This is a genomic window from Pseudoalteromonas sp. AWM4_233, from assembly GCF_056158285.1.
On the sequence record NZ_JBSWSZ010000001.1, the window covers coordinates 1,367,075 to 1,393,377 of the forward strand.

A 26,303-nucleotide genomic window follows, 5' to 3' on the forward strand; every position below is an offset into this window, starting at 1 on the left:
TTGGTATTAATTAACATTCGATAATATTAACCGCAAGACCACCACGTGCAGTCTCTTTGTATTTGGTTTTCATATCGTTACCCGTATCAAGCATGGTCTTAATGACCTTATCTAACGATACTTTTTGATCGCCCGTGCCACGCATAGCAAGACGCGAAGCATTGATGGCTTTCACTGCACCCATAGCATTACGTTCGATACAAGGAACTTGAACTAAGCCACCAACAGGGTCGCATGTTAAACCTAAGTTATGCTCCATGCCGATTTCAGCTGCGTTTTCAACGTGTACAACATTGCCGCCCATGATTTCAGTCAGCGCACCTGCTGCCATTGAACAAGCCACACCAACTTCACCTTGGCAACCAACCTCAGCACCTGAAATTGACGCGTTCTTTTTATAAAGAATACCAATCGCTGCAGCGGTTAATAAATAACGCGTGGCAATTTCTGCATCAACTTCTTTGATGAATGTATGGTAGTACATTAATACTGCAGGTAAGATCCCCGCCGCACCATTTGTAGGCGCTGTCACTACACGGCCGCCAGCTGCGTTTTCTTCATTTACTGCTAGAGCGAATAAATCAACCCAGTCCATTGCACGAAGTGGGTCGTTGTTATTTTCAACGTTTAGTTTTAAATATAAGCTCGGTGCACGACGTCTTACTTTTAAGCCGCCCGGTAAAATACCTTCAGTACGCATACCACGCTCTATACAAGCTTTCATCACGCTCCAGATATTAAATAGTTCGCCTTTAATATCTTTTTCTGCACGAAGTGTTTTTTCGTTTGCCATCATCAGAGATGACACACTTAAGCCTGTCTCTTTACACATATCCAATAATTCTTGAGCATTATTGAAAGGGTAAGGTGCTGGGTTTTCTGTACGAATATCAAGTGCGGCTTGCTTTTCTTGATCGAAGGCTTCTTCGGTCACAATAAAACCGCCGCCGATAGAATAATAGACTTGGCTGTGAACTAACTCTTCACCAGCATATGCGAAAATTTCCATAGCGTTTGAGTGCTTAGGCAAGGTTTTACGACGATGGAAAACAATCGCGCCTTGCTTTGGAAAAGCCGCTTTATGGGTTTTATCTAAGTAGATAATTTGTTCGTTTTCGATGGTGTCTAAAATTTCAGGTACTGCATCGGCATCAATTGTTTCAGGGTCGTAACCTGCTAAGCCTAAAATCACCGCTTTACCTGAGCCGTGACCAACACCAGTTTGACCAAGTGAGCCATATAGCTCTACTTTGACAGAAGTAACCTTGTCGATTAATTGTTTTTCTTGTAAATCTTTTACATAAAGACGTGAAGCGCGCATTGGGCCGACTGTATGTGACGACGACGGGCCAATCCCGATACTGAACATATCAAATGCACTAATCATAAACTTCTACTCAACATTGCCTTTGAACGGACGCACATCATAACGTTAAAGTATTTCAATGTAACTATTTTGCGCTGGCTAAGTGGTGGTTAGTTGACCAGTTGAGCAAAGTTTTTAACTAATTTAGCCGTCGCGCCCCATAATAAGCCATGCTCAGTAGGAAAAATATCGAATTTTCGGGCTTTTCCGCCTAATTGTACTTCGATTGAGCGCCAGTTTTTTTCGTCAAATAAACGTTCGAGTGAAATTGTAAATACGCGTTCTACCTCATCACTGTCAGTGTGCCAAGAGGCGTGGGATTGAAGTGTTGCGACAATAGGTGAAATAGTAAAACCTGTTAATGTGTTATGGGTAGGTAATTGGCCGATAGAATTGATGTGACTAGGACAAATACCTAGCTCTTCGTTGGTTTCACGTATTGCTGTGGCCTGCAATGAGGGGTCAAATTGCTCAAATTTACCACCCGGAAAGCAAATTTGGCTAGGGTGGTGTTTTAAGTAGGCTGCGCGTTTGCAGAATAACAACGCGGCTTTGTTGTCTACTTCAAGCAGAGGTAATAAAACCGCGCTTGCTCTGGTATTTTCAAAGTGAGCAGAGTCAATGAGGGGCGCACTGAGGTTAAATTTACATACAATGTCAGATAACTTCATTTGCTCCTCCCGATTTTTGCTTAGCTATTACTTAGTATAGGTAATATTTTGTTTACCTTGTCTAAAGTTTCTTGGTATTCCAATGCGGCTTTTGAATCAGCAACAATGCCACCGCCAGCCCAGCAATGAATTTTATCTTCACTACATACCAAAGTACGAATGGTGATTGACGTATCCATCTTGCCACACGCGCTGATATAACCAATAGAGCCACAATATACGCTGCGACGGTGAGGCTCGAGCTCTTCAATAATTTCCATCGCACGAATCTTAGGCGCACCAGTGATTGAACCACCCGGGAAAGCAGCTTCTAATTGATCAATAGCGGTTTTACCTTCAGCTAGTTCACTTTGTACGGTACTCACTAAGTGATGAACAGCAGGGAAACTTTCAATATCGAATAGTTTAGGCACAGTCACAGTACCGGGTTTGGCGACTTTACCTAAATCATTACGGAGTAAGTCAACGATCATCACATTTTCGGCGCGATCTTTAGGGCTATTTTTAAGTATTTCAGCTTGCTCTTTATCGGCTGTTGCTTCTTTTAATCTAGGCAGTGTACCTTTGATTGGCTTAGTTTCGACTTTGCCATCTTCAACTAAAATAAAACGCTCAGGAGACACCGATAAAATTGCTCCTTGTGGGTGATTTATAAAAGCAGCAAATGGTGCTTTGTTGTGTGCTCTAAGAGTTTTGTAGGCTGACCAAGGGGCGCCATTAAACTCTGCACTGAAGCGCTGAGCTAAGTTAATTTGATAACAGTCGCCACTTTTTAAATAAGCTTGAATTTTATCAAACTGTTTTTCATACGCGCTTTTATCAAGATTCGATTGCCACTCAGAAGTGAGCTTAAAAGGGACTGCTTTTGCAGCTTGTTTGTTAATTGCCGCTAAATACGTGTCAAGGCGATCGAAGTTTGGCTGAGAAACATAAAACCACTCAGATGTCTGATTATCAAAAATCAGCGCATCTAAATATAGACCTGCACTCATATCAGGCATATTAATGTCTTCGATTGCCAACTCGGGCATGGATTCAATATAACGACCCAAATCGTAACCAAAGTAACCTAACCATCCACCGGTAAAAGGTAAATTTTCAGCGGCTTGTGTATTCGATAAATCACTTAACAGTGATTGCATAATAGCAAAACAACTTTGCGTTTGTTGTTTACCATCCAAAAATACGTGCTTATTTTTCGCTTCGACGAGGTGTTTTGGCTCAAAACTGATGATGTCGTAACGGCTATTTTCGTGTTGCGCGTTACTTGAATCTAATAAAACTGCGTGAGGCAAATGGGCGAATTGCTCAAAAACTAACTCAGTAGATAGCTTAATGTCTAATTTTTTACAATTGATTTGCTCATTTATCATTTACTTGAACCTGAAAACTAGCCCGAAACGGGCGAGGAGGGTATCATATTTGCCAGTTTTACAATAGTGATGCTCAATACCAATTGAATTAAAAATTCGATCATTCTAACGCGCTAAATGATTCACTCACGTCGTTGAAAATTATTTGTATAGAACCACTATAAACAATAATTTTCGCCTAGTTATTGAACCATTACAGTTAACCGATTCTCGGTAAACGTTATCTGTCGTTATAATTGAGCAAAACTCTAATACAATTGGTAAAATCACTTAAAACCGTCAACATGTTAAAGGCGTAAGCTATTTTGACTTACGATTATTAAGGAACCGTCATGAGTATGATCCGTCAACAAGACTTCATCGACAGCATTGAAGATGCATTGCAGTATATCTCTTATTACCACCCACTCGATTTCGTTCAAGCGCTAGAAAAGGCATACCACAAAGAAGAAAGCAAAGCGGCTAAAGATGCGATTGCTCAGATCTTAATTAACTCTCGTATGTCTGCTGAAGGCAAGCGTCCACTGTGTCAAGACACAGGTATCGTTACGTGTTTCGTTAAAGTAGGTATGGATGTTAAGTGGGATAAAACAGACTTAACTGTACAACAAATGGTTGATGAAGGTACACGTCGCGCTTATAACAGCCCTGACAACCCACTTCGTGCATCAATTGTTGCCGACCCTGCTGGCGCACGTAAAAACACCAAAGATAACACGCCATCAGTAGTACACATCGATATGGTACCAGGTGCAGAAGTTGAAGTGATGATCGCAGCGAAAGGCGGCGGCTCAGAAAACAAAACTAAAATGGTTATGCTTAACCCATCTGACGATGTTGCTGCTTGGGTTGAGAAAACACTACCTACTATGGGCGCAGGCTGGTGTCCACCGGGCATGCTAGGTATAGGTATTGGCGGTACGGCTGAAAAAGCAGCGGTACTAGCGAAAGAATCACTGATGGATCCGGTTGATATTCACGAACTAATCGAGCGTGGTGCAGAAACAGCCGAAGAAAAGCTACGTTTAGACATCTTCGAACGTGCTAACAAATTAGGTATTGGTGCACAAGGCCTTGGTGGTTTAACAACAGTAGTTGATATTAAAATCAAAACAGCACCAACACACGCTGCATCTAAGCCAGTTGTAATGATCCCGAACTGTGCGGCAACACGTCACGTACATTTCACGCTAGACGGTTCAGGTCCAGCTGATCTTAAAGCTCCTAAAGTTGAAGATTGGCCAGAGCTGACGTTTGAAGTGGGTGAAGACACACGTCGAGTTAACTTAGACACACTAACGAAAGAAGACACACTAGATTGGAAGATGGGTGAAACTGTGCTTCTTTCAGGTAAAATCTTAACAGGTCGAGATGCTGCGCATAAGCGTCTTCAAGACATGATCTTGTCAGGTGAAGGCTTACCTGAAGGTGTAGATTTCGAGAACAAGTTTATCTACTACGTAGGTCCTGTTGATGCAGTAGGCGATGAAGCAGTAGGTCCGGCTGGTCCAACAACGGCAACGCGTATGGATAAGTTCACCGACCTAATGCTAGAAAACACAGGCATTGTAGGTATGATCGGTAAAGCTGAGCGTGGTCCAGCAACCGTTGAGTCTATTAAGCAAAACAAATCAATCTACTTAATGGCAGTAGGTGGTGCAGCTTACCTAGTATCTAAAGCAATCAAGAAAGCGCGTGTAGTAGCGTTCGAAGATTTAGGTATGGAAGCAATCTACGAGTTTGAAGTAGAAGATATGCCTGTAACAGTTGCAGTAGACAGCGATGGTAACAACGCACACACTGCAGGCCCTGCGATTTGGAAAGCGAAAATCGAAGAGCTAGACAGCAAATTAAAATAAGCAATTAGCTTGTTTTAAATGATAAAAAAGGAGTGAATTTTCACTCCTTTTTTATGCCCGATAATGACTGAATATTATTGAGATTGGGTATTACCCAGTCCAATTGTATAAATATAAGGATGGTCATAGTGAAGTATTTTGAAGTGCCAAAATGTTTTCATGAAGTATTTGGAGAGCAACAAACTCGATTAGAAGTGTTTTTAACAGTATTGTTCGCTTGTATTGCGACAATAGTTACTTTTTTCTTGTCAGGTTTATCACTTAATCATTGGCAGGTAATCGCCGCCTTTTTAATTGTGTTTGATGTTTATGCAGGCTGTATCGCTAACTTCAGCCAAGGAACAAATCAGTTTTACGCTCAACGTTATAAAAGTAGATTAATATTCATCGCGATACATTTTCATAACATGATCATTGCGTTACTACTTGATATGTATGTTCAAGAAAGTTTATTAATTTGGGGTTATACAATTGTTTCAGCGTGTATTGTTAATTTTTTAAAGAGTAATAGACTACAAACGTTTATTGCCGCCAATTTATTTTGTTTTGGTATTTTAGTACTACTAAGTTTATCTATGCCAAATTGGCTGATACTCATCAGTTTATTCTTTATGTTTAAAGTCATTGTTAGCTTTGCTGTTGATCATCATAAGCAGAAATAAATACACAAATGTAACTCAACTCTCGTTTTTATAGCCTCACAAAGTTACGCTTTTAGATTTAAGCCTGATTATTATTTGTCAGTATCAGGCTTACTTCATCACTCCCAAGTAAATTCTTCAAATTCAAACTTGAAAACCAATTGATTAACTGTAATGATAATGATTATCAATTGTGATTTTGAAATCGGTTCATATGTGTTTGAAAGAAACTATTGCTTGTTACACACCTTGTTTAAAAACCCACTGTCGAAGACCTCAATTAGAAGCACCTGTTTTGGTATCTCAATATATTGAGGGCAGTTTGGCATTAGCAAAATGGTACGGCAGCAGTCACTGCACATTGTTACAAGAACTGTATTTAAAAAGAGTATTCAATGAGTTACTCAATAAAATTGCTGATCCACTCGTACATGAGTCAATCAGAAAGCAATGTTTTGAGCAGCTATATAAACCTCTTCTCGCTTTGAAGCGATTCTACAAACAGCAGCAAGCCGATAAACAAAAATATTTGGCGCTGGAGCTTGAAGCAAGAGTGCTGTGTCGTGAATTTAATCCATTTTTATAGGAGTCAAAGATGACTACATTTCGCCAAGAATCAGACAGCATGGGTGTATTAGATGTGCCTGAAGCCGCACTTTATAAAGCGCAAACCCAGCGTGCAGTCAATAACTTTACAGTTAGCAAGTTAACTATGCCGCAAGAGTTTATTCGAGCACTTGCTTACATTAAACAAGCGGCGGCCGAGGCAAATGCAGAGCTAGGGCATCTTTCACAAGATAAAGCACAGGCGATTGCCAAAGCAGCGCAAAGTATTATTGAAGGTGAGCACTTAGACCAATTCCCGGTTGATGTGTTTCAAACAGGCTCGGGTACAAGCTCGAATATGAATGCCAATGAAGTGATCGCGACGCTCGCAACACAACAAAGCGGTATTCAGATCCACCCTAATGACGACGTAAATATGGGTCAAAGCTCAAATGACGTGATCCCAACTGCTATTCATGTCAGTAGTGCGGTTGCTGTAGTTTATGAGCTATTACCTGCGTTAAAACACCTATCACAAGTGATAGAGCAAAAGTCGAAACAAGTGGGTCATGTAGTGAAAACAGGTCGTACGCATTTAATGGATGCAATGCCCGTAACATTTTCGCAAACCTTAGGTAGTTGGCAGCATCAGATTGACTGCGCGTACCAAGGTATATTAAGTAGTGTAGAAAGAGTCTATGAACTTGCACAAGGTGGCACAGCCGTAGGCACAGGTGTAAATGCCGATGCACAATTTGCCAAGGTGTTCACGCAATATTTAAGTACAAATATTGGTATTCGCTTTAAACCAAGTAGCAATCATTTCTACCATATAGGTTCACAAGACGCGATTGTAGGCCTTTCAGGACAATTAAAAGCAATGGCTGTGGCGAATATGAAAATTGCCAATGATTTACGTTGGATGAACTCAGGCCCGTTGGCAGGTCTTGCTGAGATTGAACTTGAAGCGCTACAGCCAGGCTCATCAATTATGCCTGGTAAAGTAAACCCGGTAATCCCAGAAGCGGCAGCCATGGTCAGTGCACAAGTCATTGGTAACGACACGACAATTTCGGTAGCGGGTCAATCGGGTAACTTTGAGCTCAATGTTATGTTGCCTGTGATTGCGCATAACATTATTGAAAGTATCGATATTTTGGCGAATGTCAGTCGACTCCTCGCCGATAAAGCGATTGCAACATTCAATGTGAACGAAGAAAACGTCAATAAAGCACTGGCAAAAAATCCTATTCTAGTGACAGCTCTCAACCCTATTATAGGTTATGAAAAAGCGGCATTTATTGCCAAAACAGCATACAAAGAAGGGCGCCCGATCGTTGATGTAGCGAGTGAACATACCGATTTATCTGTTAATGAACTCAAAGAGTTATTGAACCCAGAGAAGCTGACTAAAGGTGGTTTGTAAATTAAAACGTTCTAACGTCTAGCAACTCTTAACTTTTAAAAGGTGAAACATATTTGTTTCACCTTTTTTTGATCTGTAAATCGGCTTCTGTAATCTCATGTAATTACCCTTTATTAGCCTTTGGTCTACATTTTGTTTTCTTGGGAATGAAACATCGCGTAGAAAACTTAATGGATTGAGTAGTGTTGCGGTGAATTAAATCTTCATTGGCGATTAGCCATAAATTTTATCTGTGAATACGTTAAGGAACTATGATGACTCACTACAAACTCGGTGCTGGCATTCAAGCAAACACACTATCAAACAATCAAAAGGTTAAAGTTGCAATTGTTGGCGCAGGTATGTCAGGCCTCTACAGTGCATGGCGATTACAAAACGAGGCTGGTATTGAAGACTTCGCCATACTCGAACGCTCGAACAGAACGGGTGGAAGACTAGATTCAGACTTGGTTAATTTCAAAAACCAGCACCATGAACATGGAGAGCCTGAATACATCGAAGTAAAAGAAGAGCAAGGCGGCATGAGGTTCCTATTCGACGATATGGATACACTTATGGCACTTTTCCTATCGCTCGATCTCGAAGATCAGATTGTGCCTTTCCCAATGAATAGTGGCGGTAACAACCGCTTATCGTTCAGAGGTAAGAGCTTCTCTGTAAATGACGCGCAAAAAGACGACTATGCGATTTGGTCTGAGCTATACAATCTTGCGCCTAGTGAACAAGGCGTCAACCCAAAAGACATCGTCAATGTCGTTTTCAATCGTATTTTAAAAGCAAACCCTCAATTCAAAGCGCGTCCTGAATCAAAAGGGCCTGAGTTTTGGCAAAACTTCCGATTAGACTGTAAATGGAATGGTAAAGCACTAAACCAGTGGACATTATGGGATTTATTCACTGATATGGGTTACAGCCAAGAGTGTATTACTATGTTGTATCGTGTATTGGGCTTTAACGGTACATTTTTATCTGGCATGAATGCAGGTGTTGCTTATCAATTACTCGAAGACTTCCCAGCAAATGTACAGTTTAAAACTTTCACACAGGGCTTCAGTACGTTACCAAATGCACTGGTAAAACAAATAGGTACTGAAAAGATCCATTTAGAAACGTCTGTTGAAGGCATTGAGTTTGATGAGTGTAATCAAGAGTACATCTTAACGTTAAAGCAGGGCCCACAAGGAAAAGAGACTAAACTGATTGCTGAAAAGGTGATTTTGGGTCTGCCTCGATTAGCGCTTGAAAGACTTTTTGTAAAATCAAATGCATTCAATAACCTTCCAGTTGAAAAGTCAGAACCACTTTGGAACACATTACAAAGCGCAAGCAATCAGCCGCTATTAAAAATTAACCTGTATTACGACAGTGCTTGGTGGGGAGAAGGTTCAACGGGCAGACCTGCTGTAGAATTTGGTCCTAACTTTGCTGATTTACCTACTGGCTCTGTATATCCATTTTATGCGGTTGATGAGAAATTAGCTGCACAATTGATGTATCAAGAGAGTGGTCAAACTGCGTCTAAAGAAACTCAACTAGAGTTAGATAAAGTGGCAAAGGCGAAATATAAAAAGCCTGCAGCACTAACTATTTACTGCGATTATATGAACATCAATTTTTGGAGTGCTTTACAGGCATCAGGGCCTAAATATCAACACCCAAATCAACAAGATTATGTTGAAAGTGTTCCAACTGATATGTACCCAGCTACAGCGGCAGTTGTCGAACAGGCCACTAAATTCTTTAAAGAAATTTTCAACACCCATTATGTTCCAGCGCCAATTTTAACCAGTGCACGTATTTGGCAAGGGTCGGTTAATTTTGATGTGCCTGCTGAGCAACAATTTGGTTATGGCGTGCATCAATGGGCGGTTGGCGCAGACGACCGACAGGTAATGAAAGACCTTATTGAGCCTTTGCCTAACTTGTTTACCTGTGGTGAAGCATTCTCAGATTATCAAGGATGGGTTGAAGGTGCGCTACGCTCGACAGATTTAGTCCTTCAGCAAGGCTTTAATCTAAACACCTTTGCGTCGCTTCACCCTGATGCGTCAATTGTTATTCGAGAAAAATACAACGCACGCCGTGAATCTCTGATCAATAAATATTTTGATTTAGGATATCGAGAAACGACCGACGTTGAAGAAGGCCAATGTCATATTGAAACACTTCAAACTGTTCTTGGCGTTGATTTAACCTACTTCGATAAAGCTTAACTACTTCCCCAAGACTTAGGGCCTTTTTGGCCCTTTTTTCATTTTGTATTTCCAGGAAAGAAACTATGAATATCACCGAGAATTTTACCGTTGCAGATTACTTAAAAGTAAGAATGGAACAAATAGGCATTGAACAAATGTTTGGGGTTGCAGGTAATTATACAGCTGCGTTATTAGACACGATTTTGGCAGATGACAATTCCCCGATAAAAATATCAGGCAACGCCAACGAAATTTGCGCAGGCTTTGCCGCGGATGCCTATGCAAGATTAAAAGGCGTGAGTGCACTTTATGTGACTTACAGTGTGGGGGCATTTAGTTTACTCAATACGATTGCCGGCTCTTATGTCGAGCAAGTGCCTGTGATTTTAATAAACGGTGCGCCAACCAATAAAGAAGACCAAATTTCAAAACAAGCAGGCTTACTGTATTCACATACAACGGGGTATGAGTTTGTCGACATTCATATGTTTAAACCTGTGACTGTCGCAGCTGAGCGGATCACCAATGCCAAACAAGCGCCTTATCAAATTGATGCCGCGATTACCGCCATGTTGACAGAGCGTCGCCCCATATATTTTGAAGTAGCTGAAGATGTATGGCGTGCAGGTTGTCAAAAACCAAGTGGTAAACTTAGCTCTGGTTTGGGTGCAACGGTTACAGTGAGCGAAGCAAAACCAGCAGCCAAAGCTGCGGTACATTTAATGCGCAGTAAACCAAAAAGTATTTTCTGGGCGGGCGTCGAATTACAAAGGTATGGCCTGCAAGACAAGTTCTTATCATTGCTCGATTTTATTAATGAAACCCATACTGTGCCGGATCAACATATTCATTTTGTGACATCAGCATTGAGTAAGTCAGTCATAGAAGAATCACATCGTTACTTTGAAGGCTGTGTCACACTAAAAAAACAAGAAGTTGATAACTTAGTCGGTGAAGATGGCGTGTTAGTTGGCATCGGTGCATGGACCACAGGTAAAGATACTGGCAATGAAGATATACGCAGCAGTAACACTATTCTAGCTGCTCACGGTGGGGTGTTTGTCGGCGCTGAGTTTTATGCATCCGTCACTCTAGAAGCTTTTATTGATGCCATGCTGGCTGAATTTATTGATATAGCTGCGAAGAAGGAATTGCTAGAGCTCGCAGGCTTACGCACTCAAAATAACACGAGCTTTAAACTTATGTCGAGTCAGAGTAATTTAGCGCAACCTTTAGGGTATGACAGCTTTTTCTCAGCCATGAGTCAGTGGCTAACCGAAGATGATATCATGGTCGTCGATGCTGGCTTCCCTTTGATTGGTGCGCAGAGTGTTAAAGTACCGAGCCGAAATGGTTTTGTTGCGCAAGCTGCTTGGCTTTCTATAGGTTACTCAGTGCCAGCTGGCACTGGTATTAAATGTGCATTTCCTGATAAGCGTGCCATTGTTGTGGTCGGAGATGGTGCATTCCATGAAACTTGCCAAGCGGTTGCTGACCAACATGCTTATGGGCAAAACACGGTTGTATTTGTTATTGCAAACGGAATTTACGGTATAGAGCAATACTTAGTTAATCCGAATCCATTTAGGCAACCCCCAGTCGATTATCCAGATAAATTGTTAAATGATGTTTATCAATATAATGATTTACCCAATTGGGAAATTGCTAAAATCACTGATGCATTTGGTGGACAAGGCCGTAAAGTGACCTCTGTTGAGCAATTATACGGGGTGCTAGAAGAAATTCGCGCTGATGAGCATAACAATTACGTTGTTGAACTCTGTATTCCTAAAGACAATGTGCCTAATGCAATTGCGGTTGAAGCTGACAATGCAGTGGGGGAAGATGAAATCGATAACCCAAATTGGCCACCAGCAGGGAAGTTTTAACTTATCGAACAAACAAAAAAGGTAGCTAAATAGCTACCTTTTCTCGTTTTAGGGCTTTAGGTTAAGCACCAGCTTCCATGATAGAAGTACTACCCGTTTTCGCTAATTCAGCAAGATCTTTGTCTATCCAGAATAGTGCTTTACCATCTTCACCGATCAGTTCAAGCTTATCTAAAATACCTTTGAACAGCTTTTCTTCTTCATGTTGTTCAGCAACATACCATTGTAAAAAGTTAAACGTAGAGTAGTCATGTGTAGTGAAAGCAACATGAGTTAGCTCGTTAATTGCTTTAGTGATAGTGCACTCATGCTCAAGAGTGGTTCTAAATACATCACCTAAAGAATTAAACTCATGAGGAGGCGCTTCAATAGCACCTAAGATTGGTAATGCACCGGTTTCACTTACATAAGTGAACAAACGGTTCATGTGTTCCATTTCTTCAACGGCATGCTTTCTTAAAAACTCAGCAGCACCTTCGAAGCCTTTGTCTTCACACCAAGCACTCATCTGTAAGTATAGGTTTGAAGAATAGAATTCTAAATTAATTTGCTCGTTTAATTTTTCAACCATTGCTGGGGCTAACATAGCGGTTACTCCTCTAAGAATTTATGCACGCATTGTTCTTTAATACGCTCATGAATACAAGTAGATCATAAAGAAAAACAAATAAAAATAACAATTTAGGCGAGAAAAAACGCAAAAATCCAGTTAAGCAAAAAGCGCAATCAATCTCATTAAAGCTCACCGACTAAAAAGTGGTGTGCAATAAAAATTTAGGTACAACTACAAGTAAGAATGCGAATGATTATTTCAGTTTTGTACCTTTGCATAGGTACTTTTTATCGCTCGCTGAACGGGCGCATTTCTTACAAATAAAGTGACTGGGTGAAACAATATCTCCAAGCTGAGATAGTTTGCTTTCGATGTCTTTTCTTTTCCACTCACACAGGGTTTTACTCATTTATACCTACTACAAAATAGTTAAATACAAATAAACATTATTATCATGTTTAAATCAAAGGGTGCTTTTTACATGAAATATGGGCAGATTACTAGCACAATAAATGAAGAGCTTAGAGCTAAAAAAGCCAAGACTATGAATTGCCTTGGCTTTGTTGACGGGTAACTATTTTATAAATGGGATTGTAAAAACTTTAAGTAAGCGTCAGATGCCGTGATGCGGTTTTTCTTTTTAGTAAAACCGTGGCCTTCGTCTGGGAATAGCACGTACTCAACCGGTGTGCCATTCTTCTTAACCGCTTCAACCAGTTCATCACTTTCGACCTGTAAGACACGAGGATCGTTTGCACCTTGCACAACCATTAATGGTTTCACAATATTATGCGCATGGAATAGCGGGGAGATAGCTCTATGCCTTGCCTCATCTGTTGCAGGATCCCCCATTTCGTCATATAAAGCTTTACGGAAGCTTTCCCACCAAGGTGGAATAGACTTAAGCGTTCTCACCCAATTTGTGACGCCGAATATGTTTATTCCGACTTCAAATTCTTCTGGTGCAAAGGCCAATGCAGCAGCCGTTAAATAACCACCGTAACTGCCACCCATAATGCCGATTTTGTCTTTATTAACCCAATCTAAGCTTTGTAGGTATTTTTTACCCCAAATAAGATCGTTCAAGTCATCTTTGCCATGTTTTTTATCATCTAAATGAAAGAAGGTCTTACCATATCCACTACTACCACGGTTATTGATGGCATATACGGCATAGCCATGATTCACTAAATGTTGGATTTCAGGTCGGTAGCCTCTGACACTTTGTCCACCTGGACCACCATGAACAAAAATAACAACTGGCACAGGAGAAGCTTTAGATGCTTGCTTTGGTTTATACATTACTCCTGGGACTTCTAAACCGTCGAAGCTGTTAAAGCGCTCTATGGTACTGGTTACTAAGTGCTTTTCATCTATGGCTTTATTCAACGAAGAAGTTAACTGAGTTGCTTGTTGAGCACCGAATTGCCAAACATATAAGTTGTGTGGAGAGGTATCTGATGTCAGATAAAAAGAAATTTTCTGCTCGTCTTTAGAGAAGTTAACACTTCTTAAATTACCAGCGGGTAATTCTGGCATCTGGATGGTTTTTTGCGTTTTTAAATCGGTGGCGACCAACTTTGTCATTGAATCTTCATTAACAAAATGAACGCGGTAACGGCCCGATTCTGAAAAATACATATGGGTGATATCCCAATCAGCAACCAAATAAGGTTGATGCGTTTGGGTCGTTAAATCGTATTGCCAAATTTGTGCAAATTCACCATGGGCATTCGTTTGATAGTAAAGTGTTTGCCCATCTTTAGAAAACGAATTAGCTGAAAACGTTGCATCATGCTCTACGTTAGAGAGCAAAACTGGCTTTTGACCTTTAGCTTGGTTATCAACCAAGAACAAGTCAGAATCTTTATTGCTATTTGATTTACTCAATACAAAATAGCGCTCATCAGGACTGACTGTTTCAATGTTTAAGCCTGACTCATTCTTATATAATAAAGAACGCTCATAGGTTTTAGCATCGTACTTATATAAGTCCATAAAACGCATATCACGTTCGTTACTCAGCACGTAAAAATGGCTTTTATCACCTGAAAAGCCAAATATGCTTGCACGTGTTTTTTGACCAGGTGTTAAATCTTTAACAGAGCCATCTAACTCACGAACATATAGGTGGAATAACTCATTACCGCCCGCGTCTTTAGTAAATAAAACGCGATCATCATTTGGAAAATAGCCAACAGGGTATGTGGTATCGGTATTATTGGTCAGTTGCGTTTTATTACCTGTTTTAGTATCTACTTGATACAGGTTGAAAATGCCTGTTTCATCACTACTGACTAAAATGCTTTTCCCATCATTAGAAAAGCTACTGCCCATGACGTTAACAGTATCGTAGAAAGTTTCAGCACTATATTGTTTAAATGCTTGGACACTTGCAGCTGGCTTAACCTCTAGGTTTTGTGGGGAAGAGGTCGTGTTACACGCGCTTAATAGCGAGAGTACCGCACAGGTAAGTAAAGATTGTCTGATCATATTTATTCACACTTGCTTTGGTTAAAAATAAGCGAGCAACCCCCCGTTGAATAAGGTTGCTCACTTGGGTTTCGATTAAAATTGGTATTTAAGACCTAAGCGATAGTTTCTTCCTACCACATCATATAAAAGACTGCCTTGGTTAAGTCCTGGTAATCTTGGAGGTCGTTTATCAGTGAGGTTATTGACGCCTAAATACATAGATAAAGAGTCAAGCCATTGATAGTTAATTTGCAGGTTATGACTGGTGTAGCTACCTACTTCATTTGCAAACGCAGAAGGGTAGTACTCATCAGAGCGCGTTTTATCAAATGTAGAACTGCCAACATAGTTGCTATTTAAACTTGCTGTTAGATCGTTGTAGGTGTAAGAAGTACTGAAGTTTGCTCTTACACGAGGGTAAGTCACTGAGCCTGCTGCGTTCTCGATAGGTAAACCTGCTTTCGGGTTTTGCTCGTTAATGCGTTCAGCTAGGTATGAGGCATTGACTCTGAAGCTGAGTTGCCCAAAACCAGTTTCGTAACGTAATGCGGTTTCTAAATCAACGCCTTTTGCTGAGAAGCGAGCGGCGTTTACGGCATTAACGCCAACAAATAAAATGTTGCCGTTTTCAGCGCGTTTCACCTTGCTACAAAATGCGTCATCAAGCTGACTGCCATCAACACAGTTCGACAAGATATCACTGCCATCAATTTGCGTGATGGCATCTGTGATTTCAATATCCCAGTAATCAACAGCAATATTTAGGTTAGCATTAGGCGAATAAGTCAAACCTAGCGTAAAGGTATCAGCTGTTTCTGGTTTGAGTTCGGTGTTACCGGTAGTGTGTGTCAGCACAGTACCAAATGACGCGTTTGAGGTAAATTCAGCATCTAAGCCTAGTAGCTCACAGTTTGCTTTACGATTTGCAGCAACAGCAGGCTCTGCATCTAAATTATCTTTGTGACATGGGTCGACTAAACGTGCTGCACCTGAAGAAGCCGGCGCAAACAATTCTTGAATATTCGGAGCACGTACTGCACGAGAATAACTAGCACGAGAGCCTATATCATAACCAAACTGCCAATTTAAAGACGCTTTATAGGTGCTATCACCACCAGTAATACTGTGATCGGCATAGCGTGCAGCCACTTCTAGATCAAGCGATTCAATTAAGGGTAAGTCTGCCAATAAAGGCACGCTGACTTCACCAAAAATTTCTTTTACGTTATAGCTACCTTCTACAGTGCTAAAAAAGCTATTAGTAGCAGGGGTTTGACCTGTTGTTGTACCTACTAGACCAAGGCCTACGCCATTTTCATCACGTCCTTGAGTGAGTGGATCAGGGTCGGCAAGTGATCGCTCGTTTCGGTATTCAAGACCTGCTGCAAATGCAATAGGCCCCAAATCGGTATCTACTAAGTCACCATGAAACACAAAACTGGCAATGGTTTGCTCCATCTCTTGTTTGTTGTGCAGTTTCACACCAGCGTAGTCTAATGCCGCCTGACTGGCTTGTTTGAAGATAGGGTTATACGGCACACAGGCAGGATCGCTGGTATCACGACAAATGGCATTTCCACTGGCATCTGTGGTTGCATCTAGTGAGCGGTAGTAGCGCTCATTGAATGTTGTGAGCTCATAAATATCAGCGGTGACTCTGCCATGTTGCACATAAGTATCAAAATCGTAATCAGCAAATGTTCCTTCAGCACCTAAAGTGATCTGCATGGTTTCACGAATGTTTTCAGAGCTTGATGGCAAACCTACCACTGCTAATGCTGCATCTTGCACATTACGCTCTTGCATTAATGTTCTTAATTCACTTGGTATAAATGGGTTATCTTGCTTTAAGCTGATCAATGGGCCGAAGTTATCATCGTGGAAGATACTTGCTTGGCCAATCGCAAAAGACTCAACCTTACCGTATTTGCTATCAAGATATAGGCTGACATCGTCACTCAGATCGTATCTAGAGCCTAAATTCATTAATAGTCTTTCACTAGGCGCAACGGCGTAGTTAGTTTCAGAGATCCTAAATCCATCACCGTTAGAACAAGTAACCGGACCATCACAAAAATCACCATTTTGGAAAGGTCTAAAGTGGCCATCTTCGCGGTCGATGGTAAACGTGTCGTACCCTACATGACCAAACGGAAATGCAATAGGGTCATTTGCGAATGTGGGTACAGGGATCTGGCTGATAGGGGCATCGCCAAAGAAGTAGTTACTATTAGGTAAGTAGATTAAGCCCTCGGCGCTGAGCGCTTGGAAACGTAAATCTTCTACAAATACAGTATCAGAAATACCGTCATCAGGCCCAGTATTTTCAGGGTTTGGTAAAAAAGAGTGGTTTTTATTGGCATATTCACGCGCCGTAACTGAAAGCGCATCACGGTCTGAATAACTAACGTGAAAAGTAACGTTACCCGCGCTATCTGCAAAGTCTGCACCCCAAGTAAGCGAAATATCATTGCTCTTTGCATCATCTTCAGCACTTTGTGCATAAGATGCATCAAGTTCGAATCCAGTGAAGTCCTTCTTCATAATAAAGTTAACAACACCAGTTACCGCGTCAGCACCATAAATAGCAGATGCACCGCCGGTAATAATTTCGACACGCTCAATAAGTGAAGTCGGGATCATAGAAATGTCGACAGCAGAATTACCGGCATCACCCGATACATGACGACGACCATTGACGAGTACTAAGCTTCGCTCTGTACCTAAACCACGTAAGTTTATGAGTTCTTGACCTGCAGACTGAAGGCCTGTTCCATTGCCTGTCGCCGTAGTTGAGCCTACACCACTGATCATAGCGGGCAGTTTATGCATTAAGTCGCCAATATTCTTTACACCCGATTGCGCGATTTCTTTTGCATCAATCATGGTTGTTGGTGTTGTCATTTGCGCACTAGTACGCGCAATACGAGAACCTGTAACCTGAATCTTTTCGACTTCGTCTTCATTCACCTGATTGGCAAAAGTGTTACCTGAGAGTAAAAGAGAACTCGCAACGAGTCCTTGCATAATTGCTGATAATCTTAAGTTCATAAGAGAACACCCTGTTGTTGTATTTTATTATTTTATATCTCAAAACGTATCTGAGATACGATCTAGGCTATCAGCACTTGTAGCAGATGTACATTTTTTATTCTCATGTGAGACTAGAGATATGTGAAAGTTTGTGAAATAAGTAAATTAAAATTACAAATATCGTTATTTTACAATTGGTTATGGTTTTTTGGTGCGGGGAGTAAGCACATTGTGTGCTTACTTAGTGATTTTAAGTGAAAAGTCGCGTTAAAAAGTTTTACTGGTGTTCGAAATATATACGGTAAGTGCTCGACCAAATAGGAAAGTTCACATGAGTTGAGTAGCAAATGTAGTCTTCGATATTGACTTGCGCGATATCTAACAAATAGCGCAGTTTGTCTTTGTGAGCTTGCTGCAATTGAAAGTGCGCTAAATTATCTGTGGTTTGAGAAATTTTGAGTTCAGGAAATTCTGGGAATCGTTCAGTCCACATATCACTTGCTTTTAATTTGCCATCTTCGACCTTTTGATTGTTGTGATAGCAGCCAATATTCACGGTACTACATTTATCAATTTGTTTTTCTATCAGCACTAACATGGTCATGGCTTTAGTTGGGTTTTTAATTGATAAGCTGGTGGAGCTGCACGGACTGCTTTGATTGAGCGGGTTCATCACTTCATCAGGGTTATTAACCACAAAGGTTGCATCGCAACTGTCACTTGGGAGTGGGTCAAACACTAAACCTGAATTACTCGGCGAAAAGGTACTAAACGCATTTAAAAAACCAGGTGTCGAGTACTCTTCAGATACACCAATGGTAAAAAGATTGGTTTCTAATCGACTTTGCTTAGAAATATTCAGTGGTTGAGTAAAATTATCAGGGTTAGGGTGAGTATAAAACTGTACAAAAGGCACAGCACCGGCTTCACGTTTAATGCCAGATTTACTTATCAACGCAACCTCTTGTAAAAAAGCAGGGTTTGCTTTGTTCTCTCTGAGAATATAAATACAGAATACTTCTTCGACGCTGAATCGAAGTAGAGACTTAGCGGCATAGTAAAGCTGCGCTTTGTGGTCATCACCGTGCGTGGTATTTTGTGTTTTCTGTTTCGCTGTCGATAGCATGCGTTTGAGTTGGGCATGACTTGAAGCATGTTGATTGAGGCACTGTTCAAATAAGTCGGTAACTTGTTTTAGCTGCTTCAACAAAGGGGCTGGGATAAGCGGTGTCAACTTTTGCTGCATGAGTACCAAAGCTTGTAAACCGGGCAACTCTACTAATACTTGTAAACCATCACTTGCTTTACAGGCAGTAAAAAAGCGTTGGCTATTAGAGCGGTTATAATCTAAATACCGAGCAAATCCACCAATGGTTTTGGCTTTTTCTGGTAGTTCAGCTTTGATTGCTAAAAAAGTTTTTTGTATACGCTCGCCAAGGCGTGTTAAATCGGCTTTTACTTGTTGACTAAGTCCCATGTCGCAGAAAATATGGTTATATATTTCCTTTAGGTTACACGGGACTTAAAATGATTAAAAGATTTCTTTAATCAGCTTAGCTACATAGACCAATCGTTTTCCAAGGTCCCCAAGGTCCAGAAGAAGCAGGGCTTTCACCTTGTACCCACCATTTAGCCTCGTAAATTACCCCGTTTAAGCTCACTCTTTGACCCTGTAAATACACGGTACTTTCTGACCAAGCTGGTGTGCCTTTACAGGTATCGACATTTTCAGAAACTGAGATAGTTTTGGTTTTTTGAGCGGTTTGGCCTTTGTCATCAGTAACACTTAAAGTTACTGAATAGCTGCCTGCTTGTGCAAAGGTGTGTGACACAACACTGCCTTGGTAGCTTTCACCGTTGACAATCCAGCGAGTGCTAACGATTTGACCGTTATCTGTGCTCGTGCTGGTGAGTGTTGCTGTTAATTGATCCGTCGCTACTGAGAAGTCAGCTACAGGCGTTGGGTCTTCAACGTTACCATCACATTTTGCTCCACGACGCCACACATTGCTATATAGGTCTGGTTGAGCACCCTGAGACCACCAAGTAGATTCATATTCATATCCTTTGTAGCTAACCTTGTCGCCTAGTGCATAGCTTTGTGTTGCACTCCAAGGTGCTGCATTACATTCACCATCAACGATAAAGTTAACGACTTTAGATACGCTACTCGTTTGGCCAATTGTATCTGTTACTGTAAGCGTGACGTTGTAGCTACCTGCAGAAGCATAGGTAAAGCTTGGGTTGGTTTGAGTTGAACCCGCATTACCTTGTCCAAACGACCACTGATAAACTGTAATCCCTTTATCGTCAGTAGATTTGTTGGTGAAACTTGCAGTTAAAGACGCCGCATCCGTTTGGACCTCAAAATTGGCGACGGGTTTTTTATCTTCGCCGTCGATAATTCCTGTTTTTTGTTTGATCCAATTTAAGAAGCTGGTTGTTCTTGTGAAAGCAGTTGCACCTTGACAACCTTGCCCCCAACTCACAGTGCCTATGCTGTAAAAGTCATTGCCAACTCTAACAGCATAAGGACCGCCACTGTCTCCATTACATGCAGAACGACCACCTTCACCACCGCCACAAATCACAGAACTCGGCAAATTGAAATTAAGTTGTGAACTACAGCTTGAATTAGTGATAACTGGTAAATCTGCTTCTCGAAGTACATCACTCGGACGACCACGGTTAGAGGTTAAACCCCAACCTGATACCGTAACGTAATCGCCTGGGCTTGCATACTGTGACTCGATAGCCGCAGTAGGAAGTTTAGCTGGCGTATATTGACTTGGTGCAGGTGAAGCAAGTTTTAAAACTGCGATGTCATAACCAGAGCGGATCCCATTTGCGCCATTCCAACGTTCATGGTTGATAATCTGAGATACACGTAATGTGACACCATCATTTTGACTGATTGAGTGCGCACCAACACGCACAGTTAAACTTGATGTTGACGCACTGTCTAAACAGTGTGCCGCAGTTAAAACCCAGTTTGGATCGATTAACGTACCACCACAACCTTGACGACCATTCATAAGTAGCGCGACTTGATAAGGACGGGAGTATGCAGGTGTTTCAATACCACCAACAACAGTTGGGTTTATATCTAACTCAGCTGCAGCGTATGCATTCATGCCATACAAACACATGGCAGAGAGTAAAATATTTCTTTTATTCATGATTACATTTCCTTTAATTGCTCAAAATTAAGCCTATCTAGAAATAATCTGAGATACACTTTTGTGCAAATCTAGAATAAAAATAAAACATGGTTAGACCAGTTGGTTGTGTGTGTTCAAAATGGGTATGGATATGATTTGGTTAAATAATTAATGTAACATTTTGTTTACATTTGGGGTGTGTTTGTTAGACGTTTAAGTCTTAGTTTATGCATGACTACGTCAATTTATAGCTATAAATGAATTAAGTAGCATAAAGGCAGTGTTATTTTCCTGTCATTAGAGCTTTGGGCTTTAATCTCAGTTAGTTTTAATAGATATAACGTCATCGCCAATTAGATGGTGAGAGTTATGGGAACGAACCAGTTGTTAATCATTTAACTTAATATTTGAGATAAAAATGAAGGATAATTTTTTACTTTTTTGTTTTGTAGTTTTTCTTTTAAGCGCATGTGGTGGCAGTGATAGCGCCCCAGAGCCAGAAGTCCCTAACCAAGCCCCAACAGCCATCGCCATTGCCAGTAAACAAGTATATGTAAATAGCTTAGTGACCTTAAATGGTGAACAAAGCTCTGATCCTGATGGGGATAGCATTCAATATAGTTGGAAGCTAATAAAAGCACCAGAAGGCAGCAAGGTATTATTAGCAAAAGAGCAATCTGCCACACCACAGTTTTCGCCAGATTTACCTGGTGAGTACCTTGTTTCATTGGTGGTGAGCGATGCAAAAACGCAAAGTGCTGAGATTACTATAAGTATTACCGCACAAATTCAAAATTCGGCACCGGTTGCACAAGTAACACAAAACCCGTTGTCGCTTCGTGGTGTGATGTTTAGTCTTAATGGCGTAGACAGCAATGACGAAGATGGAGACCAACTAACATATAAATGGATGCTTGTTTCATATCCTGAAAATAGCCAAGCTAAGCTTGGCAACACCAATTCAGTTAATCTGTTTTTTACCCCCGATTTAAACGGACAGTATGTTTTTAACTTAGTGGTAAATGATGGCACTTTAGACAGTGCACCCACAGAAGTAAAAGTAATGGTGACAGACAGGGTAACCGAGGACTCTAAAAATCTAGCGCCTGTTGCTTTATTTAATAAAGAAACAATAGATTGTTTTATATACAAAAATGACAGTGCCGTATTAGAGCTGGATGCGTCGAGTAGCTACGATCCTAATCAGGGCCAAAAAGTAACAGCCGTTTGGTCGATAATTGAGTCACCTGAGGGTAGCCAAGCAGAGATTTCAGCTATCACTGGCACAGGCGGTGGAGACGAAAGTGATATAGCTTTGTCAGAGTCACTACGTGTCACCTCATTAGATATGCCAGGTACATATGTTGTAGAGCTCACTTTAACGGATGATGAGGGCCTAACAGGTCGAGCTTCAGTCACAATAAACGAGACAGAGTTAAATATTAAGCCAATAGCAAATGCTGGAGAGCATAAGCAAGTAGCGGTTGGAGAGCTAGTGCAATTGAGTGCAGCTAACAGCCTTGATGAAGATGGCGACACGCTTACCTATCAGTGGCGATTTGTATCTAAGCCAGAATCTAGTGTTGCAGCATTAGATGATGCGACTTTAGCTGATCCGAGTTTTACTGCGGATAAAGAAGGTGAATATATATTATCGCTGGTGGTCAATGACGGAGAGCTTGATAGCGACTCGGTTAACCTGTTGGTAGAGGCAACGCAGCCAAGGCTATCAATGCTGGCTTATAATGACTTTACTAATACGTACACTGAAACAGGGCTACCTTATCAGTTAAGCAGTACCAGTACATTATCTGTAATACCTAAACCAAATGAACTGACACTCAGTAAGTTTAAGTTACGTGCCATTGGTGATGCTTACACAATTGTAAATTTGACAGCCATTGATAGCACAAATAGCGTGACAGCAAGCTTCAAAGGGCTGGAAAATAACCAAGTTATCGCACGAGGCGAAGAGGTTGAGTTTGAATTAGTATCGTCCATGACTAATGGGCAAACTGTGAACCTTACCTTTAGTTTTGAAATTGCAGAAACAGATCAAACTTTCTCAGTTGTATATAGATTAATGACTAATTAAATATTTCATTAGAGGTAAATAGTTTTTAACTAATAGTTTGTCTCTAATGTTAAATATAACGAGAAGTCAAGGTATATAAAAGACATCAAATGATGTCTTTTATAGTGTTTGTAACATGCATTATTGTGCCTGATTTTCAATGTACACAGAGCGACTTTTGCGTTTACCAGAGTGTGTGGTACTTCTTAGCTCGACGACATCAGTTAAGTCAAAAGGGTGTTGATATAGCAGCCATGGACCATCACCAAGTTTGTATTCAATTGGTAAGCCTCGATAATGCACATTTGCATGCACTTTACCTTTGATGACTTTGGCACCAGGGGGAGGCAGTCTAAAAAATACCTGTTCTAGCTCTAACTTAGCAAGATAGTTACTTCCTAACTTTTGGCTAAATCTGCCATAATCTTCAGCAAGGGCTGCTTTTTTCAACGGGCCAATATAATTGCTGGTGGCACTGTATTCTCGGCCGGCATGGTCATATTTTAGTTCCCAAGGTGCTCGGTGCCATGCGCGTTCAGCCAACGCTAATAATCTAGGGTAAATCATGTAGGCCTTGTGATTATCTGTGTGTGTGGTTTCACTCCATAAATGGCCTTGTATTCCTGTCAGTAGGCGGTTTTTTAATCTTGGACTATGTGCCATGTTGATATCTTTATTAAAGTGCTTGGTGTCATTTACCGTGAATGGATGGCCATTGCGTGTTGTCCATATTTCTGCCATCGCCGGTAAGTTATCAGGCATGGTGCTAAACACTTTGAAGGTGTCGGTTTGTCGAGAAGACCAATAAAAGCCTCTTTCATCTTGATGGGGCTCATAGGGAGCATCAAAATAAAGCGAATCAGGTGTCGACAGCACAAGGTTAACATCATTGTTGATCAGATGATTGGTGAGTGTGGTACCCGCCCAAGGTAAATGCTCCCAGCTGTTACCAAGTACTTTACCTTTAAGTTTGGTTAAGTCTGTTTTATGTAACCCATCACTCCAAGCCCCTAAGGTGATACCTTGCTTATTGAGTATACCGGCCACTTTAGTAATAAAGTGGCCTACTAGATCTATATTGTTGTCATTTAGCGCTTTACAAGCAGGTGAGTTTACCCAAGCTTTTTCGGTTTCATCAGCGCCAATGTGAAAGTGCGTTAAGGGTACGCCAGCTGATTTATATAATTTTGCAATGTCAGTAACCACAGTTTCTACAAACTCATAGCTTGCATCTAAACATGGATTTATCGAATTATCGCTGTAGTACTGCACGGTTTCGTATTGACTGGTGTTGTGTGGGTCGATAAGACGATATTGTTCGGCCTTTGCTATATCACCTATCGCCATATAGTCGCGATAACGCTTTTCCATCGACTGCACGGCGGCTCTGGCATGTGCGGGCATGACTATCATGGGCATAACAGTAATATTGCGTGCTTTAGCAGCTTGTAGTATGTCGATAAAATCTTGTTGGGTGTAATAGCCACTGGCTGGGTTTTGTTTACTTGGACCATGACCTAATTGGGGTAATAAGCAGTCTTGCTCCTTAGTTGAGTGACAGCGGTAAGCACCAAATTGCGTTAATTCAGGCAGTGACGCTATTTCAATGCGCCAACCTTCGTCATCACTTAAGTGTAAATGCAAAAAGTTAAGCTTATAGGCGGCCATTTGATCGAGCAGCTTTAAAATGAACTCCTTATCACTAAAATTACGCGCTACATCTATTAACATACCTCGGTGTGGGTAGCGGGGTTTATCTTTAATGGTAATCGCGGGGAGCGTTTTATTGGTGTGGTCAATTAGGTTAACAACTGATTGTAATGCGTAGAATATGCCCGTTTCATTGACAGCTTTGATCTCTATACCTGAGTGAGAAGTTTGTAATTGATAGTATTCAGGGTTATCACTTAGCTTTTTATCTATCTCGCTGATAATAGGCAAACCATGCTTGTTTGAAACAGTCATATTTAATTGCGAAAGTCTTTGCTTTAGCACAGTTAAACTCGCTTCAGATAAATTAAGCCCGCCAATGTTAAAACCTTCCTTTACTGAGATCGCACCCGCGCCAGTATCTAATTTGGCTGTATATGGGCTAGGAATAAGTGGCACAAGCTTATCGTCAGTGATTGCCAACTTTTGGTTGTGTTCATACCTTGCTTGTGGGGTAATTTTGCTCGTTTTGTCTGAGGCATTTCGCTTTAAGTTACCGTTGGCAAGGTGTTTTAAGTGTGGCAACTTAGTCAGCTGCGTCTCAGGGTCAATAATAGGCGCGGTACTTTTAATAACCTGCGCTTTTAACTCTCCACTTGTTATGTAGTAGTTTGGCTGAACATCTGAATGTGCTAGGTGCCATAGTCTAGCTGTAAAGTTAATATGGTGAGTTTGGTTAGCACTCAAAGCAGTAAAAGCTTCGGTAGGTTGTAGTTTATGCAAGTCGCCATTGATATGGGTGATATCAAAAAAAGGGCTATCGTCTTGATATATAGGCTGTAAGTGAGAGAAATAGATAACCCAGTCTTGTTGGTCTATTTGCTCAGTTGAATGGAGTTCAATATTACCTTTAAAGCAGGCGTTGTCACCTTTAAACGAAGCGCAGTTAGTGTGATCATGATTACTGAACACTGAATATTTAATGTCGAGCGTGTTGGCTATTTTATTGAGTTCACTTTGGCTAAGTGGCGCACTATGGGCACTGTTCATTGCTATTACACATAGCGCTGTGCTGCATACCTTTATAAATGTATTCATGGCTATCTCACTTAAAAAAGGTAATGATGAATAAAACAGTTTGCAGCAGTAACGAAATACTGTTGGTAATAATGATTGCTGGGCGTTTAAACCTTAATCCATATAAAAACCAAAATAGGTAGATAAAAAAGAAAGAACCGACAAAGGCGGTTGAGAGTGAAGAAGTCACCTGTTGCAACTCAAAATAAATCTGATTAGCAAGTGCGATACAGCCGACCATACCAAATAAAACACCAGCAAAGTCCCAATGCTGTTCTTTGCTGGTCATAAAGTTAGAAGAAATGTTAAGCATG

At 40.9% G+C, this 26,303-nt stretch carries 17 protein-coding genes; 7 read left to right on the forward strand and 10 right to left on the reverse strand.

Going from position 1 to position 26,303, the window contains the following annotated elements:
• Positions 1-10: 10 nt before the first annotated feature.
• The 3 genes from ACXAC4_RS06035 to pabB all read right to left on the reverse strand — a co-directional run bounded on the left by ACXAC4_RS06035 (position 11) and on the right by pabB (position 3,410).
• A complete protein-coding gene (locus ACXAC4_RS06035) occupies positions 11-1,387 on the reverse strand; it encodes an L-serine ammonia-lyase (protein ID WP_475159791.1) in 1,377 nt (458 codons plus the stop codon).
• A gap of 89 nt (positions 1,388-1,476) precedes the next feature.
• Complete coding sequence (locus tag ACXAC4_RS06040) at positions 1,477-2,037, reverse strand: CoA pyrophosphatase (protein WP_475159793.1); 561 nt, start codon at positions 2,035-2,037, stop codon at positions 1,477-1,479.
• 20 nt (positions 2,038-2,057) lie between these two features.
• Positions 2,058-3,410 carry an aminodeoxychorismate synthase component I gene (pabB, locus tag ACXAC4_RS06045; RefSeq protein ID WP_475159794.1) on the reverse strand — a complete coding sequence of 451 codons (1,353 nt, stop codon included), beginning with the start codon at positions 3,408-3,410 and terminating at the stop codon, positions 2,058-2,060.
• Between the two features lie 332 nt (positions 3,411-3,742).
• Between pabB and ACXAC4_RS06050 the strand changes: the two genes are divergently transcribed.
• The 6 genes from ACXAC4_RS06050 to ACXAC4_RS06075 all read left to right on the forward strand — a co-directional run bounded on the left by ACXAC4_RS06050 (position 3,743) and on the right by ACXAC4_RS06075 (position 11,966).
• On the forward strand, positions 3,743-5,269 hold the full coding sequence (locus ACXAC4_RS06050; protein ID WP_130255919.1) for a fumarate hydratase: 1,527 nt from the start codon (positions 3,743-3,745) through the stop codon (positions 5,267-5,269).
• Between the two features lie 128 nt (positions 5,270-5,397).
• Positions 5,398-5,931, forward strand: a complete 534-nt coding sequence (locus ACXAC4_RS06055) for a hypothetical protein (RefSeq protein ID WP_475159795.1) — start codon at positions 5,398-5,400, stop codon at positions 5,929-5,931.
• 193 nt (positions 5,932-6,124) lie between these two features.
• Positions 6,125-6,496, forward strand: coding sequence for a hypothetical protein (locus tag ACXAC4_RS06060; protein WP_349285932.1), 372 nt, complete (start codon positions 6,125-6,127; stop codon positions 6,494-6,496).
• Positions 6,497-6,505: 9 nt separating this feature from the next.
• A complete protein-coding gene (locus ACXAC4_RS06065; protein ID WP_475159797.1) occupies positions 6,506-7,882 on the forward strand; it encodes a class II fumarate hydratase in 1,377 nt (458 codons plus the stop codon).
• Between the two features lie 251 nt (positions 7,883-8,133).
• Positions 8,134-10,095, forward strand: a complete 1,962-nt coding sequence (locus tag ACXAC4_RS06070) for an FAD-dependent L-amino acid oxidase (protein ID WP_475159798.1) — start codon at positions 8,134-8,136, stop codon at positions 10,093-10,095.
• Between the two features lie 65 nt (positions 10,096-10,160).
• Positions 10,161-11,966, forward strand: coding sequence for an alpha-keto acid decarboxylase family protein (locus ACXAC4_RS06075; protein WP_475159800.1), 1,806 nt, complete (start codon positions 10,161-10,163; stop codon positions 11,964-11,966).
• 61 nt (positions 11,967-12,027) lie between these two features.
• Here ACXAC4_RS06075 and ftnA read toward each other — a convergent pair whose 3' ends face one another.
• The 5 genes from ftnA to ACXAC4_RS06100 form a co-directional block, all read right to left on the reverse strand.
• Positions 12,028-12,552: a non-heme ferritin gene (gene ftnA / locus ACXAC4_RS06080; RefSeq protein WP_058029484.1), complete on the reverse strand. Its 525-nt coding sequence runs from the start codon at positions 12,550-12,552 to the stop codon at positions 12,028-12,030.
• A gap of 546 nt (positions 12,553-13,098) precedes the next feature.
• Positions 13,099-15,012 (reverse strand): S9 family peptidase, encoded by a 1,914-nt coding sequence (locus tag ACXAC4_RS06085; RefSeq protein ID WP_475159803.1) that lies wholly within the window; start codon positions 15,010-15,012, stop codon positions 13,099-13,101.
• Between the two features lie 75 nt (positions 15,013-15,087).
• Positions 15,088-18,045 carry a TonB-dependent receptor domain-containing protein gene (locus ACXAC4_RS06090; protein WP_475159806.1) on the reverse strand — a complete coding sequence of 986 codons (2,958 nt, stop codon included), beginning with the start codon at positions 18,043-18,045 and terminating at the stop codon, positions 15,088-15,090.
• Between the two features lie 259 nt (positions 18,046-18,304).
• Complete coding sequence (locus ACXAC4_RS06095) at positions 18,305-19,504, reverse strand: hypothetical protein (protein WP_475159808.1); 1,200 nt, start codon at positions 19,502-19,504, stop codon at positions 18,305-18,307.
• A 76-nt stretch (positions 19,505-19,580) separates the two neighbouring features.
• Positions 19,581-21,206 carry a trypsin-like serine protease gene (locus ACXAC4_RS06100; RefSeq protein ID WP_475159810.1) on the reverse strand — a complete coding sequence of 542 codons (1,626 nt, stop codon included), beginning with the start codon at positions 21,204-21,206 and terminating at the stop codon, positions 19,581-19,583.
• 400 nt (positions 21,207-21,606) lie between these two features.
• On the opposite strand from ACXAC4_RS06100, the gene ACXAC4_RS06105 reads away from it, so the two are divergent.
• Positions 21,607-23,283, forward strand: a complete 1,677-nt coding sequence (locus ACXAC4_RS06105; protein ID WP_475159812.1) for a PKD domain-containing protein — start codon at positions 21,607-21,609, stop codon at positions 23,281-23,283.
• A gap of 120 nt (positions 23,284-23,403) precedes the next feature.
• On the opposite strand, the gene ACXAC4_RS06110 is transcribed toward ACXAC4_RS06105, so the two are convergent.
• Together ACXAC4_RS06110 and ACXAC4_RS06115 are read right to left on the reverse strand one after the other, a co-directional pair.
• The gene (locus ACXAC4_RS06110; protein ID WP_475159813.1) at positions 23,404-26,010 is read right to left on the reverse strand and encodes a family 20 glycosylhydrolase; all 2,607 of its coding nucleotides are present in this window, start codon (positions 26,008-26,010) and stop codon (positions 23,404-23,406) included.
• A 7-nt stretch (positions 26,011-26,017) separates the two neighbouring features.
• Entirely contained in the window at positions 26,018-26,302 is a 285-nt protein-coding gene (locus ACXAC4_RS06115; protein WP_475159814.1) for a hypothetical protein, read from the reverse strand.
• Position 26,303: the final 1 nt, after the last annotated feature.